Genomic DNA, 17644 nt, shown 5'->3' with positions numbered 1-17644 from the left:
CAGTCAGATCACTCGGGAGATGCACATAACATGAAAGAGCTTTTGTATATAGGGGCAGGTGGGTTTCTCGGAACAGTGACCCGATATGCCATACAGTTGGCGATACCAACTGTCCATGGGGGGTTCCCTTGGGCAGTGCTGTTAATCAATGCGATGGGCAGTCTTTTTTTAGGGTGGTTCTTTACCATAGCTGTTCCAGGCAAAATAACACCACAACTTCGACTGGCGATTGGCACAGGTTTTACTGGCGCATTTACAACATTCTCCACGTTTACACTGGATATCGTTCGTTTATCCGAAGGGGGCGAATGGATCAGTGCCGCTATTTATATGATCGTAAGTCTGTTGGCAGGGTTGTTGCTCTGTGCGCTGGGAATGAGCCTTGGACATCGTATGTTGGGAGCACAAAGACAAGAGGGTGATGCCTCATGATCCTGTGGATTGGGTTGGCAGGTGTACTGGGTGCGGTACTGCGTTTCAGTCTGGGAAAATGGGTCTCTGGCTTGCTGGGAACGGCTTTTCCATGGGGAACATGGATCATCAACATCAGTGGTTCACTGCTGCTGGGGCTGTTATACGGGTGGCATCAATCTGCAATGATCTCAGATGGAATCTGGGTGATCTGGGGAACCGGGTTCTGCGGTGCGTACACCACGTTCTCCACCTTTGGCTATGAAACGTTAGGACTTATGGGTCGACAACGATACGTAAGCGCGGCGCTCTACGTCGTCAGTTCGGTTGTAGTTGGGGTATTGGCCTCCTTGGCAGGAGTCTGGTTGACTGCATAACGAACTAATTTTATTTTTTTTGCAAAGAAAAGCAGGAAAAAAGCCATCCTTCATGGTATACATGAAAGACGGCTTTTTTTATAGGGATACACGGTATTGTGTATAATCCGCATTTTAATGGACAAGCTCTATTATTGCATTGCGGGTACAGGTACCTTTTGCACCTGATCGATCGTACCCCCACCCAGGCAGACCTCTCCGTCGTAGAAAACAACGGCTTGTCCTGGCGTAATGGCTTTTTGCTGCTGATCAAATTGTACATCCACACTTCCATCTTCCTGCCAGGTCAATGTAACACCTTGATCCGGCTGACGATAGCGGAATTTGGCAGTACAACGGAATGGCACATTAGGCATGTGCTCTGCACCGGCAATCCAGTTCACACCCGTAGCGGTTAGACCCGTGGAGTACAGGCTTGCGTGGGCATCGCCCTGAACAACAAGCAATTGATTTTTCTCCAGATTCTTGTCTGCAACGAACCAGGGTTCACCATTGCCGGAACCACCAATGCCAAGACCTTGGCGTTGTCCAAGTGTGTAGTACATCAGACCGTCATGACGACCTTTGACTTCACCGGTTGCGATATCAACCATGTCTCCACCTTTGGCAGGCAGATAGTTACTCAGGAACTCTTTGAAATTACGCTCACCGATGAAGCAGACACCTGTGCTGTCTTTTTTCTTGGCAGTATACAAACCAGCCGCTTCTGCGATTTTGCGTACTTCCGGTTTGGGCAGATGACCAATCGGGAACATGGCTTTGGACAGCTGGTTCTGATTGAGTGCGTTAAGGAAATACGTTTGATCCTTATTGTTGTCCACACCACGAAGCAACTTGAGTGTGCCATCTTCTTCAATCAGGCGAGCATAGTGTCCTGTAGCTACATAATCTGCGCCGAGATCCAGAGCTTTGTTCAGGAATTCACCAAATTTGATCTCACGATTACACATGACATCCGGATTTGGCGTGCGACCCGACTTATATTCATCAAGGAAATAGGTAAATACTTTATCAAAATATTCTTTCTCGAAGTTGACAGTGTAGTAAGGAATGCCGATCTGTTCACATACGCGGCGTACATCCTCTGAATCTTCTTCAGCGGTACAGTGGCCGAACTCGTCGGTGTCATCCCAGTTTTTCATGAAAATGCCGATGACATCGTACCCTTGCTCTTTCAGCAGCAGTGCGGTAACGGAAGAATCGACACCTCCGGACATGCCAACGACGACCCGTGTATTTTCAATTGTTTTGGACATCGTTATCACCATTTCTATATATAAATGTGTTTCGTTTCTTATTCTAGCATAACCGGACTCAAGATACGATACACCCGGCCAATTTTGGATAGTGTCCACCAGAGGCGCACATTTTGGAATATCGTCAATCTTTCTTTTCCATAAAGCATGCAGATATGTTAACATTAGCTGAGGGTTATGATCGGAATACGGAGGATTAGAAGGTTTATGCTAATCTCAATGCATCTCCGCTGTGGACAGATCGTGAAACATACGGTCATGGACCATAGGATTAAATATAAAGTTTCCAATCGTTTCTGAAAATTGAAAGAGGTGACTCCTTTGAAAATATCGACAAAAGGCCGTTACGGCCTCACAATCATGATGGAGCTTGCTGCCAGAACAGGCGAAGGCCCTACATCACTTAAAAGCATTGCCGAGCGCAACCAGCTTTCGGAGCATTACCTGGAGCAACTGATTGCTCCACTACGTAATGCAGGACTGGTGAAAAGTATTAGAGGTGCTTACGGCGGTTATATCCTTGCGGGTGATCCTGCAACCGTGACTGCAGGCGATGTAATCCGTGTACTGGAAGGGCCAATCTCTCCAGTAGATTTCACAGAGGAAGATGATCCGGCGAAACGTGATCTGTGGTTGCGTATTCGTGACGGCATTGCGGAAGTGTTGGATTCCACAACACTGAAAGACCTGATTACCTTCCAGGATCAGGACAAAAAAGACAGCTACATGTTCTATATTTAAGATCATTAATTCGCATCACAGAAGACACAATAAAGCCCCCAACTTGGGGGCTTTAGACATGCCAATGGGTACTTTGTTCTTCAATTTCTACAGATCATCTTAATTGAGCAGGGCTATGTATTCAGCCGCGTGATTTACAAGATGGTCAAGTGTGAACTTAACTGGATCACTTGTAAATCAGCGACTTTTTAAAGTTTCTATATCAGCTTCCATGCGTAACTGACGGCGATTCAAAATATCAATGCTGTGCTGATGGGTATTCAATTCGGTAGTTACTTTGCGTTCAGAGGCGGATTGGGAAGCGTCAAGACGTTTCGTAACTGTCAATGTTTCCAGAACAGCTTGTTGAAGAAGCGGAATGTTTTTAGTTTGTTCCTCAATGGTGTCCAATCTGCTTTCCATGGTATTCAGTCTGTCATCGACAGTGTCTAGTCTGCTCTCTACGGCACCGAGCCTCTCTTCCATAGTATCAAGCCGGTGGTCTATTTTTCCAAGATGTCCATCAATGCTGTCGAATCGTTTGTCCATTTGTTGAAGCTGATTCAGAATCTGCCCGAGAATGGGGTCACTCATGTCTCTCTCTCCTTTTTGAAATGGATGTATAACATTATACACGAAGATGTGACAATAGAGCATTCGTTTCAGTTTCCAATTTTGACAGTTTGCCATCAGATAGAAATTTAACATATAACGGAGTGAAGATAAATGAAACGAATTTATTTGGATCACGCCGCATCGACACCTATGCATCCACTAGTCGCAGAAGCGATGATGAACGTCATGACAGGACAATTTGGCAATGCATCAAGTATCCATGCCTTTGGGCGTGAAGCCAAACGGACTGTCAGCGGAGCAAGGGATGTCATTGCGGCGTCTTTGGGCTGTTTCCCGGACGAATTGGTATTCACCGGAGGTGGCACGGAGAGCGACAATCTGGCAATCTTTGGAGTAGTCTCATCCAGGCAGGATAAGGGGAAACACGTCATTACGACTGCAATTGAGCACCATGCTGTCTTGCATACGTGTCAGGAATTGGAGCGGCAAGGTTATGAAGTAACCTATCTATCTGTGGATCGTTATGGACGGATAAATTTGGATGAGTTGCAAGAGGCCATTCGACCGGATACGGTGTTAATCACCATGATGTATGCCAACAATGAAGTAGGCACGATTCAGCCGATCCGCGAGGTAGGTGAGCTTGCCCGTCAGCATAATATCCTTTTCCATACCGATGCAGTTCAGGCTCTGGGCAGCCAGAATATTTCCTGTAAGGAACTGCCTGTGGACCTGATCAGCTTCTCAGCGCATAAAATCAATGGACCTCAGGGCGTGGGTGCACTCTATGTCCGGCGAGGAATTGTGCTGGAAGCAAGAGCTCACGGTGGGTTGCAAGAGCGTCAGCGTCGCGCTGGTACGGAAAATATCGCAGGTATTACCGGATTTGCAGAGGCGCTCAAGATTGCATCAGCACAAACGGAGGCGCATCGTCAGCGTGATTTGGAATTGCGTAAACTTTTGTTGGAACAGCTTGAAATTCATGTGGGTACGGAGCACTTTCACGTGAATGGACATCTGGAGCATACGCTGCCAAACATCCTGAATATCAGCTTTCCGGAAGTGTCCACAGAGACGATGTTAATGAATCTGGATATGGAAGGGATTGCTGTTGCAAGCGGTTCTGCGTGCACTTCCGGGTCACTTGAAGTCTCTCATGTGCTGAAAGCGATGAAATTACCTGAAACATTTTTACACTCTGCGATTCGATTTAGCTGGGGATTGGGTAATACTACGGAAGAAATCATGATAACCGCCGAAAAAATTGGAACCATTCTTGGACGTCTGCGTAATAGACCCTAAGGGGAACTTTACACATGGAACAGAAGGAGGGAAGAAGTTCCATTTCATCGGTTGGATAGAAGCGGTTTTGATGATCGGCGTCTGATTGCCACTCATCAACTTTGGGCATACCTAGCAATAGCGCCGCGCCTATTTAATGATAAGAAGATGAGGGGGACCCAGCGATGAAGCTTCAGGAAATGATCGGACTTGCCGTTTTTGATGTTGAGGACGGGAAGCAGGTCGGTAAAATCCAGGATTTCATTGTGAATGATGATTGGGAGATCGAAGGCATTGAGCTTGAGAACAAAGGTCTGTTTACCAATCATGTCAAAATCGTGCAGTGGCAAGATATCGTTGCCTACGGCGAAGATGCCGTCATGATCCGTAATCAACAGGCTGTCCGCAAGACGGGAGCCGACGACATAAAATACACGTACCTCCTCGGTCGGTCTAAATTGAAGGAGATGTCCGTGCTCACCGAAGAAGGTTTGCTGCTCGGGCGTGTCTCCGATGTTTATTTTGACCAAGAGTTGGGAAATACAATAATAGGGATTGAAATTACGGACGGTTTTGTGTCCGATCTGATCGAGGGCCGCAAATGGCTGCCATGTACAAGCGATATGTCCATCGGGGAAAGTGCCATTATGGTGCCGTCTCTGAGTGAACAACGCTTGGAAAATGCCATTCATTCTGTTAATGGATAGGTGAATGAATATGAAATGTCCAAACTGTAGTTCCAAAGATATCGGGAAAATTGGTTCCCACCAGTTTTATTGCTGGGGATGCTTTATTGAATTAACGGTGAACGGTGAGAAAATGTCTGTGTATCAGGTGGAAGAAGACGGTACGCTGAGTTCCCTGGATGATCTGTTTTTTGGGGACGAGCTGCCACAAGACTTCCCTCATCTTCACGCTTCTTCTTAATAAGCAGAATAACTTCCTCTATATGCGGTTTCATGACAATGTCTGTCATGAGAGGCTGTCGTTAATTGTTGGCAGATGTATATAGATGCGGTTACATAGTGGTTCGGTTGGTGTATGTATGATTATATGCTATCCTATACTGCAAAATGCGCTTCCTTCTCTGATGAAGGAGGCGTTTTTTGGTTTAAGAAAAAAAGTTCGGATTGCTCCTTCCACTTCTGCGCTGTGTTAATAAATATTACCTTTCCTACATATACTGACTCTCAGAGCCAGTCCAAAAGGAGAGATACAAGTGGAGCAATTAACCAAAAACAAGCTGTTCCGTTACGCGATCTGGCTGCTGCTCGGATTGATTATTCTATATTTTATCTGGCTGCTACGGCCTTTACTGCTTCACATATATGCGTTCCTGAAAACAGTGCTGGCACCCTTTATCGTAGCCCTTATCATATCCTATGTACTTAATCCGATTGTCAGCATGCTGGGAGGGCGCAAGGTGCCGCGTACGATTGCGGTACTGCTCATATATGCCTTTTTCCTGACCTGCCTCGGTGTCATTCTGATGAATGTCATTCCGGTATTGATTGAACAGCTGGGGGAACTCAACGAGCATATGCCGGAGCTATCCATGCGTGCCCAGAGCCTGATGAACAATATGGATCACAAATTAATGCCGCCAAGTGTGCGAACAGGCATGAACAGTTGGTTTTTTCAGATGGAGGATCGACTAACTCAGGGAATTACCGTGCTCATGGACAATATTGGGGCGACCATTAATGTGTTATTCAATGTGTTTATCGTGCCATTTCTGATCTTTTATATGTTAAAAGACTTTGAGGTATTCGAGCGTACCATTGTGGCATATCTTCCACGTTCACGTCGTAAAGCGATTGTCTCGGTGATGAAAGAGATCGATACCGCACTGGGGAACTACATTCGAGGACAGTTTATTGTCTGTGTCATTGTTGGTATCTTTGCCTACATTGGTTATATCATCATAGATATGCCGTATGCCCTGCTACTTGCAAGCATTGTAGCTGTGTTTAACATTGTGCCCTACTTGGGACCGTTCCTTGGAGCTGCTCCTGCTGTGGTCATGGCATCAACCGTATCGTTTAAAATGGTGCTGCTGGTTGTCATTGTGAACACACTGTGCCAGGTGCTGGAGAGCAACGTTATTTCTCCTCAGGTGGTGGGACGTACGTTGCATCTGCACCCACTGTCGATTATATTTGCACTGCTCGTTGGAGGTGAACTGGCAGGCATTGTAGGTTTAATTCTGGCAGTACCTGTTTTTGCCGTACTGAAGGTAATTGTGCAACACTTTTTCGCCTATTACATCAAACGAAGGACCGACTAAATAGTAGACTCAAAACATCAACTGGCCCGCGTTGACACCCGCTTGTGCTACCGATATAATGAGTGTGTATGTTTAGAACATGAAATCGATGATGAAATAAAGTACGCCGAGGGTTCCTTTCCTCAGAGAAAAGACTTCTTCAGATCAGGGTGAGCCTGAGCTGATGGCTGGAAGAGTCTTGAAAGATGAAGCGGCGGAAAGCTAATTTCGGAGTGCAGGACAACCCTGCCGGGAGCGACCGTTATTTCGCATGAACGAGGAGATTGTTTGTTTGTCCGGGCAGCAAGGGATGAACAGCAATAACCAGGGTGGTACCGCGATAACATCGTCCCTGATTATTCAGGGGCGTTTTTTGTGTTTATTTTTACAAAAACAATGTTGACCAACCGGAGCGAATACGCAACGGACTATTATAATTTAATGGGGGCATCCAGTATGAAAGCCAGTGAAATCCGGTCCAAATGGATAGAGTTTTTTGCAAGTAAAGGTCACAAAATCGAGCCGAGCGCATCGCTCGTGCCTCACAACGATCCTTCCCTTCTGTGGATCAATGCAGGTATGGCACCGCTCAAACCATATTTTGACGGACGTGAGAAGCCAGAGAACCCGCGTCTAGCGAACTCCCAAAAATGTATCCGTACCAATGATATCGAGAATGTTGGTAAAACGCGTCGTCACCATACGTTCTTCGAAATGCTTGGCAACTTCTCCATTGGAGATTATTTCAAGGAAGAGACCGTAACATGGGCTTGGGAATTCTTGACCAGCAAAGAGTGGATCGGATTCGATCCGGAACGTCTTTCTGTAACGGTATATCCGGAAGATGAAGAAGCATTCAAACTGTGGAACGAAAAAGTAGGACTGCCTGCTGAACGTATCATCAAATTGGATGAAAACTTCTGGGATATCGGCGAAGGCCCATGTGGACCTTGTACCGAGATCTTCTATGACCGCGGCGAAGCTTACGGAAACGACATGAGTGATCCTGAAATGTATCCAGGTGGGGAAAACGAACGTTACCTGGAAGTATGGAACCTGGTATTCTCCCAGTTCAACCATAACAAAGATGGTAGCTACACACCGCTTCCTAACAAAAATATTGATACAGGTGCAGGTTTGGAGCGTTTTGCTTCCATTCTGCAAAATGTGGATTCCAACTTCGACACAGACCTGTTCCAACCGATGATTCAAAGAACAGCCGCTCTTGCGGGTGTGAAATATAACGACAGCGTGGAGATCGATGTTGCATTAAAAGTCATTGCCGATCATATCCGTACGGTTGCCTTTGCAGTAGGTGATGGCGTTCTGCCAAGTAATGAAGGACGTGGATATGTCATCCGTCGCTTGCTTCGCCGTGCAGTTCGTTATGGAAAAGTGCTTGGACTCGACCGTCCATTCCTGTATGAATTGACAACAACCGTTGGTGAAGTGATGGGCATGTACTACCCTGAGGTAGTAGACAAACAGGAGTTCATCGCCAAAGTAATCAAAACCGAGGAAGAGCGTTTCCACGAAACACTCACAGATGGTCTGGCTATTCTGGCTGATATCAGCGGCACAGCCAAATCCGAAGGACGCACGGTTATTAGCGGACCTGAAGCTTTCAAGCTGTATGATACGTACGGTTTCCCGTTTGACCTGACAGAAGATTATGCTGCAGAGCATGGTCTGACTGTGGACCGTGAAGGTTTTGATGCTTCCATGCAGAAACAACGTGAGCTTGGACGTGCTGGGCGCCAAGAGAACGAGAGCATGAAAGTTCAAGGCGGACCACTTGCTGATCTGGAGGTTAAAAGCGAGTTTGTTGGTTATACTGACCTGTTGACGGAAGCAAAAGTGGTAGCCATCGTAGCTGGTGATGCCCTTGTTGAATCTGTAGGCGAAGGACAAACGTGTCAGGTTGTTCTGGACAAGACTCCGTTCTACGCGGAAAGTGGCGGTCAAGTGAGTGATCAGGGCTTGCTGCGAGGTGCTAGTGTAACAGCAAAAGTACAAGGTTTGTTCAAAGCTCCACTCGGACAACATGTACATCTGGTGACTGTGGAGTCTGGTGAACTGCGTGTAGGTGATGTGATCAACGCCGAAGTGGATTCAGCGAAACGTGGCGACATTATCAAAAACCATACAGCAACTCACTTGCTGCACAAGGCACTCAAAGATGTGCTCGGCACACACGTAAACCAGGCCGGATCGCTCGTAGAGCCACAGCGTCTGCGGTTTGACTTCTCTCACTTCGGTAGTATCACACCAGAAGAGTTGACAGAGATTGAACGTCAGGTGAATGAGCAGATCTGGAATCGTCTGAACGTGAACATTGAGCTGAAAGCTATTGATGAAGCTAAAGAAATGGGTGCGATGGCCCTGTTTGGCGAAAAATATGGAGATATTGTACGTGTCGTTCAAGTTGGAGACTACAGTTTGGAACTTTGTGGCGGCTGTCACGTAAATAATACTTCAGAGATTGGAATCTTCAAACTGGTGAGCGAGAGCGGAATCGGCTCCGGCGTTCGTCGGATCGAAGCTGTAACTGGCCGTGGCGCATATCTGTATGTGGAAAGCCAGTTGGAACTGCTCAAGCAATCAGCAGCACTGCTCAAAGCAAATGTGGCTGATGTACCTAAACGGATTGAAGGTCTGAACCTGCAACTGAAAGAAGCAGCCAGAGAGACTGAATCCCTGCAAAGCAAGCTGAGTGCCATGGAAGCGGGTCAATTGACCGATCAAGTGGTACAAGCAGGAAATACACAATTGCTGGCAGCACGCGTAGATGCTCCGAACATGGATGCACTGCGTACAGTGGCAGATGAGTTGAAAGTAAAATTGCCTAACGCCGTACTCGTATTGGGTGCTCCAGCGGACGGCAAAGTGAATTTTGTTGTAGCTGTACCTGCTGAACAAGTAAAACAAGGATTGCACGCTGGTAAAATCGTCAAAGAAGTCGCAGCAGTATGCGGCGGCGGTGGCGGTGGACGTCCAGATATGGCGCAAGCCGGAGGCAAGGATGCTACCAAGCTGGATGAAGCGCTGAAACTGGCGGTTTCTCTGGTTAGCGGGCATAATGCATAAATCCATTGAGTGGCTTTCAATCGTCAAAAAATAAATCGAAATGGTTCTGTTCGTTTATTTTTTGTACCCGAGAGCGTGTGGAATCGAATGATGCAATATGCTGAAGCCAGTAAAGGACAAGCAAAAAACACAATTGCCTTATCCTTTGTTTACTTGTGGCAGTCAGAATATGTTATTATATAAACAGAAATCAATTCGGCAGGACATGGTCCCCATGTTCATGCAGGAGCGAGGTGTCATCAATGGACTCCATGGATAAGACGGTTAAATTTAATGTGAAAGGTGACGAACAGGAAGCATCATCCAAAGAGATTCTTCTCACGGTATATGATGCATTGGTCGATAAGGAGTATAATCCGATCAACCAGATTGTTGGGTATCTGATTTCCGGAGACCCGGCATACATTCCTCGTCACAACAACGCACGTAGTCTGGTCCGTAAAAAGGAGCGCGATGAGCTGATTGAAGAGCTTGTACGTTCCTATCTGGCCAATCACCGGTAATGTACGCCGCTTCCGCTGTGTTGCAGCCATGCAGGCAGCGGGAAATGAACCGACAGAAGACAGCCTGAAGCTTGAGAAGGCGATGTTGAATCGACCTGAGCAGGCCCCAGGATGGGAGAGCATGGATGAAAATATTAGGTTTGGACTATGGGGACCGAAGAATCGGAGTTGCCGCGAGTGACGCCTTCGGTTGGACTGCCCAGGGATTGGAAGTGCTAGAACGCCGCCGTGATGAAGGCGAGTTCGCTCGGATTGCCGAACTTGTGCGTGAGCATGAGATTAGTGAGATCGTAGTCGGACTTCCCAAAAACATGAACGGCACCGTAGGACCGCGCGGTGAGATATGCATTGCTTTTGCCGAACGCCTGCGGGATGAACTGAATTTACCTGTTCACCTTTGGGATGAACGGCTGACAACCATGGCAGCAGAACGTACGCTGATCGAAGCGGATGTCAGTCGGAAAAAACGCAAGCAGGTTGTGGACAAAATGGCCGCAAGCTTGATTTTGCAAAATTATTTGGATGCCAATAGTAGAAGGTGAGGGGGATCAACAATGGCTGAAGATCAACTGGGTATGGAAGAAGAAGCGGAAATTATTTACATTGCGGATGACGAGGGTAATGAAGAGGAATTTGAAGTCATCATGAAGTTTGAAGTAGATGGTTCGGAGGCCAAGTACATGATGGTTGCTCCGGTTGAACCTGAAGATGGCGAAACGGATGTATATGCATTCCGTTATGAAGAAGAGGGCGACGATATTAAACTTTTCGTCATCCAAGATGATGCCGAATGGGATATCGTCGAGGAGACGTTTAATACATTTCTTGCTGAAGATGAAGAGGAAGCGAACTAAATGACGGAATATAGCCGCAAAGACCTGAAATGGACAGATTCACTGCGTCTGGCATTCGGTGCTCATGTTGAGCTCGAGGAAGAGAACGGTAAATCACAACCGTATGACTTGTTGGCTGAGTTCGAAGTGAACGGTCAGCAGTACGCGGTGCTCCGCAGTTCGTTGCGACCTTATGACGAGGTTGAACTTCTGCGGGTATCACCTGGAAGTGAAGACCAGATCATGCCAGAGTTAGTTACGATCGACGATGATGATGAGTGGGAGAACATCTCGGAGCTGTATGATGAGTGTACACTCCCCATTGACGAAGATTAAGTCAGCTTCAAATTGAAGAAACCGGGAGGGCGGAGAAGTCCGCTCTTTTTGGTTGTGTAAAGGAGTTGTTTCTTTTTTGAAAGGGAAAGTAATTTTAGTCATACTGCTTATCATTGTAGTTCTTGCCGGTGGTGCAGGCGGTTACGTATGGAGTATGATGCGTCCCGTGGAAGCTTCTACAGAACCGGTCGTATTCGAGATTAAGAGCGGATCGGGAACTTCGAAAATCGCGGATCAGCTTCAAGAAGAAGGCCTCATTAGAAGCGGGTTAACCTTCAAAGGGTATTTAAAGTGGAAAAAACTAGGTTCTAATTTCATGGCGGGTACATATTCTATGAATCCTGGCGTGACATATGATGAGATTGTTAGCAAGCTGAGTAGTGGTGAAGTTGTACCTGAGGAAATGGTGAAATTTACGATTCCGGAGGGTTATAATGTTTTGCAAATGGCGGGTAAGCTTTCTTATGAGCATGTTGTAGATCGGGATGAATTCATCAAGCTGGCCAATGATCCTTCGGCCTTCGATGTAGATATTATCAAAGATATTCCAGTGGATGAAGAACTTCGCTACGTATTGGAAGGGTATCTGTTCCCGGAGACGTATGAACTGAAAAAGGGAAGTTCCACGCATGATGTGATGCAGCGGATGCTGGAAGAATTCCAGACCAAGATCAATTCCATACCTGATTTGGAAGCCAAGCTTCAGGAAAAGAACCTTTCCCTGCATGAACTGCTGACGATTGCGTCACTCGTGGAGAAAGAAGTTGTAGTGGACGAGGAACGTGCTCTGGTTGCAGGTGTAATCTACAATCGGATCAATCAGGATATGAAGCTGGAGATTGATGCTACCGTGCAATATCTGCTCGATAGGCCAAAGGAACGATTGTTTTACAAAGATCTTAAGGTGAAAAGTCCTTATAATACGTATCTGAATAAAGGCTTGCCACCAGGTCCAATTGCCAGTCCAAGTCTTCCGTCCATTGAAGCAGCGCTAAATCCGGAAGCTTCGGAGTATCTGTTCTATGTGACGAAAAAGGACGGGTCATCCGGACATCTATTTGCCAAAACGTATAAGGAACACCAGCAAAATATAGCCAAAAGTAAGGCTGCGCAATAAGCGGAGGGGATTATATGAGTAAGAAACATGAACTGCTCGTTACAGCAGCGAATGTGAAAGAGGCAGAAGTGCTGCTCCAGGCTGGAGCAGATGCTCTGGTTATCGGAGATGATCGATTCGGCATGCGTCTTCCAGGCAGCTTTAGCGTGGAAGAGACAGCAGAGGTGGTTGCCATTGCAGCCAAACATCAGGCGCGTGTGTATGTATCCATGACTAATCTGATGTCCAACGAACTGTTAAAAGTATTGCCTGAATATGTTCAAGCACTTGGCAGAATCGGTATTGATGGTGTGGAGTTTAATGATCCATCCGTGCTGGCTACCATGAAGGAATACGCACCACATGTGAAGCTGCACTGGAATGCGGAGATGACTTCAACGAACTATGCGACGGCCAACTATTGGGGAACCAAGGGAGCGAGTCGCGTTGTACTTGCCCGAGAGCTGAATATGGACGAGTTGACGGAAATGGTTCCTTTTCTGAAGGTGGAAGCTCAGGTTCAGGTGCATGGCATGACGAATATTTATCATTCCAAGCGCAGTCTGGTGCAAAGTTATATGGCTCATCAAGGGCGGCCGGTTGAGGGTCATCTGGGCAAAGAGCGGGGATTGTTCCTGATCGAGGCTGAACGTCGGGATGAGAAATTCCCGATCTACGAGGATATTAACGGTACACACATTATGAGCTCAGAGGATATATGTATCCTCGAAGATCTTCATCTGTTGATGGAGGCGGGTGTGCACAGTTTCAAAATTGAGGGTATGTTAAAATCGCTTACCTACAATGAAGCTGTTGTACGTGCATATCGGACAGCGATTGACAGTTATGTAGCCGATGCTGATGCATATGCGTTCTCTGAAGAGTGGCTAGATGAGGTGCGGAAGTTACAGGACCCTGAACGTGAATTGTCGTTTGGATTTTTCTATAAAGAACAAGTGTATTAATAGACGAGGTGAACAGAATGGAAACAGTGGCGGTACAGCGGAAGTTCTCGGGTAAACGTAACCGTCTGGACAAACCGGAGCTGCTAGCTCCGGCGGGTAATCTGGAAAAGCTGAAATTTGCAATCCATTACGGTGCAGATGCCGTATATATCGGTGGACAGGCCTATGGACTACGTTCCAACGCGGATAACTTCAGCTTTGAAGAGATGCGTGAAGGTGTGGAGTTTGCCAAAAAGTATGGAGCCAAAGTGTTCGTAGCGACAAACATCTATGCACATAATGAGGATGTTGAGGGTATCGAAACATACCTGCAAAACCTCTATAATGCGGGAATCTCTGCGATCATCGTAGCTGATCCGGCTATTATTGAAGTTGCCCTTCGTGCTGTGCCGGGCCTTGAGGTACATCTGAGTACTCAACAATCCACACTTAACTGGCAAGCCGTGAAGTTCTGGAAAGATGAAGGACTTCCACGTGTTGTTCTCGGACGTGAGACCAGCTTTGAAGAGATTGAAGAAATCAAGGCCAATGTGGATATCGAAATTGAAGCCTTTATTCACGGGGCGATGTGTTCCTCGTATTCCGGACGTTGTGTGCTCTCTAACCATTTTACGGATCGGGACTCCAACCGGGGTGGCTGTTGCCAGTCTTGTCGTTGGAAGTATGATCTGTTCGAGGATGCGAGAGAAGATACGGTTTGGGTTAGCGAAGAGGACGTGCAGATGAAGGCACCTGCGCCATTCAAACTGGGTGAGAACCAGCTTCCTCTGTTCCAAGAACAGGACAATTCATTCTCCATGGGATCTAAGGATCTGTGCATGATTGGCCATATTCCCGAGTTGATTGATGTGGGTGTGGACAGTTTCAAGATCGAAGGACGTATGAAATCGATCCACTACGTGGCAACTGTGGTTAACGTATACCGTCAAGCAATTGATGCCTATATGGCAGACCCGGAAAATTATGTTCTGAAACCTGAATGGGTTGAAGAAATGAACAAAGCGGCGAATCGCCCGCTGAATACCGGATTTTTCTATGATACACCAGACCATGAAGATCATATCTATGAACCGGAAGAAAAGGCTGTACCTTTTGACTTCGCTGGATTGGTTATGGGGTATGATGCTGAAACAGGAATGGCAACCATTCAACAGCGCAATCACTTCAAACCAGGACAGGAAATTGAATTTTTCGGTCCGGGAGGTCACTTTTTCAAACAGGTCGTCGGTGAAATACAGGATGAAGAAGGCAATGTTCTAGATGCTGCTCGTCACCCGTTGCAACTGATTAAAATGAAGGTAGATCAACCTGTTTCTTACTTCGATATGATGAGAAAAAAGAAGTAGGCTCAAATACCTATAATGTGTCAATATTGTATTATGATTTAACAAAATAGTGTTATGAAATTTACTTGGGGACCTCCGTTTATCGGCAGATGGGGGTCTTTTTTTTATAGAAAAATAGGAATAAAGTTGTAAAATATTTCTGGAAAGTGAAAGGGGAACGAAGAAAGCTGTCGAATACTACATATTTATAGGGGAGAGAAAGAAAAATCCAACAAGTAAATTACTGGCAGGTGAATGGGATTGGTTCAAAAGAAGCAGAACGACAGTGGGGAGCAAGTGACAAAAGCCGAGCAGGTTAATCCTGAGAAGGTTCAGAAAGTGAAGAAAGAAAAAGTAGTCAAAAGCAAAACAACAGGCAGTGGCAAAAAAATGTTTAAGATTGACCGCAGCAAGCTCAAGCTGGGCTGGATCAAGACTGATTGGGTGAAGAAACAATTAAAAAACCGGGATTGGAAAAACCTTGGAGGGTCTTCTTTCCAACAGATTAAGAAGGCAAATCCGGTTAAATCCGTAGGGGTTAAACTGTTCTTGATCTTTTTTGCGGGAATTATGATTTTTGTAGTGAGTTTGGGTCTATTATCCTATTCAAAAGCCAAGGGTACGATAGAGAAGAATGCATCTCGGGCCAATCAGGAGACAATTGATCAGACCAAACAAAAAATGGACATCATTTTGGAGCGGTTTGTGGATACATCCACACAGATTTTCTTTGATCCGGAAATGCAGTCCTTGCTTCAAAAAATGTCAGATACGAATTTGACTGCGTATGATACATTCATAAACTCAAGTTCAATCAACAAGCAACTGTCCAATGTTGCATTTACAAATAAATCTATGGAAGCGATTTATTTGGTACCTACGGACGATACAAAGTCCATTATGGGTACAGGTAGCAACAGTTCATCCATGGGCAATATTCGCCAGGAAGCATGGTATAGTGAGTTGATTGAGGCGGGCGGTTATCGCTGGCTTCCAACAGAGGTCAAGGAAGATGGCTCAACGCCTACGTTTAAAATCGCACGTTCAATGAAAAACCTGCAGGGAACGACCCAGTCGTATGTTCTGGTTATTGAACTGAAACTGGAAGTTCTGGAGGAACAATTGAAATCGCTTGATCTGGGTTCAGGAGCTGTTCTTCAACTGATTGCTCCCGATAATAAAGTGGTTGCATCCTCCATCTCGGATCGTACGGGACAAGATACAGAGCTTGCATTTGTCAAAGAGTTGACCGAACCAGCAGGTAGCACGAATACGGAGTATACGGTAGATGGCAAATCTACGGAAATGTTGGCTGTATACAGTACGATGGATACATCCAATTGGAAACTGGTTGGTATGATACCTACCTCTGTTTTGGTTCAGGATGCAAAAGGCATTCTGACCCTGACCCTGTGGATGGCGCTGATTGATGCGGGGATTGCAGTATTGATCGGGATCTGGATGGTGCGTATGATCGCTCGTCCACTCGGCAAATTGAAAGACCTGATGCAGGAAGGTGCGAAAGGTAATCTTAAAGTTCGTACACCATATAGCTCCCAGGATGAAATCGGTCAGCTCTCATCCGCCTTCAATCTGATGATGGAGCAGATCACAAAGCTGGTTGAACAAACCAATCGTTCTGCGCAGGAAGTATTGGATACGGCCTCTGAGCTGAGCAGTGCATCCAAGAAAACGGCTGTATCTGCTTCGGAGATTGCCGTAGCTACAGAAGAGATCGCAGGCGGTGCAGGCAGTTTGGCAACCGAAGCGGAACGTGGCAATGAATTAACTGACAATATCTCTCGTCAGATGCAGAGTGTAATCGCTGCGAATGAACAGATGGGTGATTCTGCTCGTCATGTAGAGAAGTCCAGTCAGACAGGAACGCAACATCTGAATCAGTTGATGACCAAAACGCAGAAGACAGAAGAAATGATTGGTGCACTGGTGAATAAGGTTGATTCGCTGAAGGAGAGTACGTCTTCTGTTCTGAAAGTGCTTGAAGTGCTGCAAAACATAACGAAACAGACAAATATCCTTTCCCTGAATGCAACCATTGAAGCAGCACGTGCCGGTGCAGCCGGACGCGGATTCATGGTGGTGGCTGATGAGGTTCGTCAGCTTGCGGCTCAATCCAGACAATCCATCGAGATGGTTGGAGAGATCACAGACAAAATCATGACTGAAATGAATGAGACCGTGGATGCTTTGTCGGCAGCTTATCCGTTATTCAAGGAACAGATGGATGCGGTTAAAGACACCAACGTCATCTTTGCTTCCGTACAGGAACAGATGGGTGCATTTGTGGAACGTCTGGGCATGGTGACAGGTTCTATTGGAGATTTAAACAAATCTCAAGGTACGTTGTCTGAAGCCATGAGCAATGTCAGCGCTGTAGCTGAAGAATCTTCTGCAACGTCCCAAGAAGTAGCTTCCTTGAGCAGTGAACAGCAAAATATCAGTAACCAGCTGGTAAATCTGTCTGGCAAACTTGAGAATGTGTCTACTGAACTGAAAGAAACCTTGTCACGCTTTACGGTGTAACAAGCCAAGGTTGAAATGAGGAGAACCTGTCCCGCACATGGGACAGGTTTTCTTTTTGTTTACCGGAT

General features: G+C 46.3%; 18 protein-coding genes. 16 read left to right on the top strand and 2 right to left on the bottom strand.

The window, feature by feature from the left end; all coding sequences use genetic code 11:
- Positions 1-30: 30 nt before the first annotated feature.
- The gene (locus V6669_RS23660) at positions 31-432 is read left to right on the top strand and encodes a CrcB family protein (protein ID WP_310337602.1); all 402 of its coding nucleotides are present in this window, start codon (positions 31-33) and stop codon (positions 430-432) included.
- Positions 429-788, top strand: a complete 360-nt coding sequence (gene crcB / locus V6669_RS23655) for a fluoride efflux transporter CrcB (RefSeq protein ID WP_338588334.1) — start codon at positions 429-431, stop codon at positions 786-788. Before V6669_RS23660 ends, crcB begins: the two co-directional genes overlap by 4 nt.
- Before the next feature lie 131 nt (positions 789-919).
- On the opposite strand, the gene mnmA is transcribed toward crcB, so the two are convergent.
- Positions 920-2044, bottom strand: coding sequence for a tRNA 2-thiouridine(34) synthase MnmA (mnmA, locus tag V6669_RS23650; protein ID WP_338588333.1), 1125 nt, complete (start codon positions 2042-2044; stop codon positions 920-922).
- Positions 2045-2365: 321 nt separating this feature from the next.
- On the opposite strand from mnmA, the gene V6669_RS23645 reads away from it, so the two are divergent.
- A complete protein-coding gene (locus V6669_RS23645; protein ID WP_076212458.1) occupies positions 2366-2785 on the top strand; it encodes an Rrf2 family transcriptional regulator in 420 nt (139 codons plus the stop codon).
- Positions 2786-2962: 177 nt separating this feature from the next.
- On the opposite strand, the gene V6669_RS23640 is transcribed toward V6669_RS23645, so the two are convergent.
- Positions 2963-3358, bottom strand: coding sequence for a hypothetical protein (locus tag V6669_RS23640; RefSeq protein WP_338588332.1), 396 nt, complete (start codon positions 3356-3358; stop codon positions 2963-2965).
- A gap of 132 nt (positions 3359-3490) precedes the next feature.
- On the opposite strand from V6669_RS23640, the gene V6669_RS23635 reads away from it, so the two are divergent.
- The 13 genes from V6669_RS23635 to V6669_RS23575 all read left to right on the top strand — a co-directional run bounded on the left by V6669_RS23635 (position 3491) and on the right by V6669_RS23575 (position 17576).
- Positions 3491-4642, top strand: coding sequence for a cysteine desulfurase family protein (locus tag V6669_RS23635; protein ID WP_338588331.1), 1152 nt, complete (start codon positions 3491-3493; stop codon positions 4640-4642).
- A gap of 164 nt (positions 4643-4806) precedes the next feature.
- Positions 4807-5328, top strand: coding sequence for a PRC-barrel domain-containing protein (locus V6669_RS23630; protein WP_017686814.1), 522 nt, complete (start codon positions 4807-4809; stop codon positions 5326-5328).
- A gap of 10 nt (positions 5329-5338) precedes the next feature.
- Entirely contained in the window at positions 5339-5548 is a 210-nt protein-coding gene (locus V6669_RS23625; RefSeq protein WP_017686815.1) for a hypothetical protein, read from the top strand.
- Positions 5549-5840: 292 nt separating this feature from the next.
- Complete coding sequence (locus V6669_RS23620) at positions 5841-6908, top strand: AI-2E family transporter (RefSeq protein WP_091027676.1); 1068 nt, start codon at positions 5841-5843, stop codon at positions 6906-6908.
- A gap of 435 nt (positions 6909-7343) precedes the next feature.
- Positions 7344-9974: an alanine--tRNA ligase gene (gene alaS / locus V6669_RS23615; protein ID WP_338588330.1), complete on the top strand. Its 2631-nt coding sequence runs from the start codon at positions 7344-7346 to the stop codon at positions 9972-9974.
- Positions 9975-10216: 242 nt separating this feature from the next.
- Positions 10217-10477, top strand: a complete 261-nt coding sequence (locus V6669_RS23610; protein WP_036616950.1) for an IreB family regulatory phosphoprotein — start codon at positions 10217-10219, stop codon at positions 10475-10477.
- A 125-nt stretch (positions 10478-10602) separates the two neighbouring features.
- Positions 10603-11019, top strand: coding sequence for a Holliday junction resolvase RuvX (gene ruvX / locus V6669_RS23605; RefSeq protein ID WP_062835871.1), 417 nt, complete (start codon positions 10603-10605; stop codon positions 11017-11019).
- 12 nt (positions 11020-11031) lie between these two features.
- Positions 11032-11331, top strand: a complete 300-nt coding sequence (locus tag V6669_RS23600; RefSeq protein ID WP_017686820.1) for a DUF1292 domain-containing protein — start codon at positions 11032-11034, stop codon at positions 11329-11331.
- Positions 11332-11646 (top strand): DUF1292 domain-containing protein, encoded by a 315-nt coding sequence (locus V6669_RS23595; RefSeq protein WP_047844066.1) that lies wholly within the window; start codon positions 11332-11334, stop codon positions 11644-11646.
- A gap of 76 nt (positions 11647-11722) precedes the next feature.
- Complete coding sequence (mltG, locus tag V6669_RS23590; protein ID WP_338588329.1) at positions 11723-12763, top strand: endolytic transglycosylase MltG; 1041 nt, start codon at positions 11723-11725, stop codon at positions 12761-12763.
- Between the two features lie 14 nt (positions 12764-12777).
- A complete protein-coding gene (locus tag V6669_RS23585; protein ID WP_338588328.1) occupies positions 12778-13707 on the top strand; it encodes a peptidase U32 family protein in 930 nt (309 codons plus the stop codon).
- A 17-nt stretch (positions 13708-13724) separates the two neighbouring features.
- Complete coding sequence (locus tag V6669_RS23580; RefSeq protein ID WP_338588327.1) at positions 13725-15053, top strand: U32 family peptidase; 1329 nt, start codon at positions 13725-13727, stop codon at positions 15051-15053.
- A 234-nt stretch (positions 15054-15287) separates the two neighbouring features.
- Positions 15288-17576, top strand: coding sequence for a methyl-accepting chemotaxis protein (locus tag V6669_RS23575; protein WP_338588326.1), 2289 nt, complete (start codon positions 15288-15290; stop codon positions 17574-17576).
- The last annotated feature ends 68 nt before the right edge of the window (positions 17577-17644 follow it).

The organism is Paenibacillus sp. Y5S-9, assembly GCF_036894235.1.
Taxonomy (GTDB): domain Bacteria; phylum Bacillota; class Bacilli; order Paenibacillales; family Paenibacillaceae; genus Paenibacillus.
The sequence above is the reverse complement of the archived record's forward strand: the minus strand, read 5'-3'. Positions and strand labels throughout refer to the sequence as shown.

Excerpts from the sequence above, each read along its gene's own strand:
- mnmA (WP_338588333.1), bottom strand. The coding sequence starts at position 2,044 with ATGTCCAAAACAATTGAAAATACACGGGTCGTCGTTGGCATGTCCGGA.
- V6669_RS23640 (WP_338588332.1), bottom strand. The coding sequence starts at position 3,358 with ATGAGTGACCCCATTCTCGGGCAGATTCTGAATCAGCTTCAACAAATG.
- V6669_RS23625 (WP_017686815.1), top strand. The coding sequence starts at position 5,339 with ATGAAATGTCCAAACTGTAGTTCCAAAGATATCGGGAAAATTGGTTCC.
- alaS (WP_338588330.1), top strand. The coding sequence starts at position 7,344 with ATGAAAGCCAGTGAAATCCGGTCCAAATGGATAGAGTTTTTTGCAAGT.
- V6669_RS23580 (WP_338588327.1), top strand. The coding sequence starts at position 13,725 with ATGGAAACAGTGGCGGTACAGCGGAAGTTCTCGGGTAAACGTAACCGT.
- V6669_RS23635 (WP_338588331.1), top strand. The coding sequence starts at position 3,491 with ATGAAACGAATTTATTTGGATCACGCCGCATCGACACCTATGCATCCA.
- ruvX (WP_062835871.1), top strand. The coding sequence starts at position 10,603 with ATGAAAATATTAGGTTTGGACTATGGGGACCGAAGAATCGGAGTTGCC.
- V6669_RS23600 (WP_017686820.1), top strand. The coding sequence starts at position 11,032 with ATGGCTGAAGATCAACTGGGTATGGAAGAAGAAGCGGAAATTATTTAC.
- crcB (WP_338588334.1), top strand. The coding sequence starts at position 429 with ATGATCCTGTGGATTGGGTTGGCAGGTGTACTGGGTGCGGTACTGCGT.
- V6669_RS23630 (WP_017686814.1), top strand. The coding sequence starts at position 4,807 with ATGAAGCTTCAGGAAATGATCGGACTTGCCGTTTTTGATGTTGAGGAC.
- V6669_RS23660 (WP_310337602.1), top strand. The coding sequence starts at position 31 with ATGAAAGAGCTTTTGTATATAGGGGCAGGTGGGTTTCTCGGAACAGTG.
- V6669_RS23575 (WP_338588326.1), top strand. The coding sequence starts at position 15,288 with ATGGGATTGGTTCAAAAGAAGCAGAACGACAGTGGGGAGCAAGTGACA.
- V6669_RS23595 (WP_047844066.1), top strand. The coding sequence starts at position 11,332 with ATGACGGAATATAGCCGCAAAGACCTGAAATGGACAGATTCACTGCGT.
- V6669_RS23585 (WP_338588328.1), top strand. The coding sequence starts at position 12,778 with ATGAGTAAGAAACATGAACTGCTCGTTACAGCAGCGAATGTGAAAGAG.
- V6669_RS23610 (WP_036616950.1), top strand. The coding sequence starts at position 10,217 with ATGGACTCCATGGATAAGACGGTTAAATTTAATGTGAAAGGTGACGAA.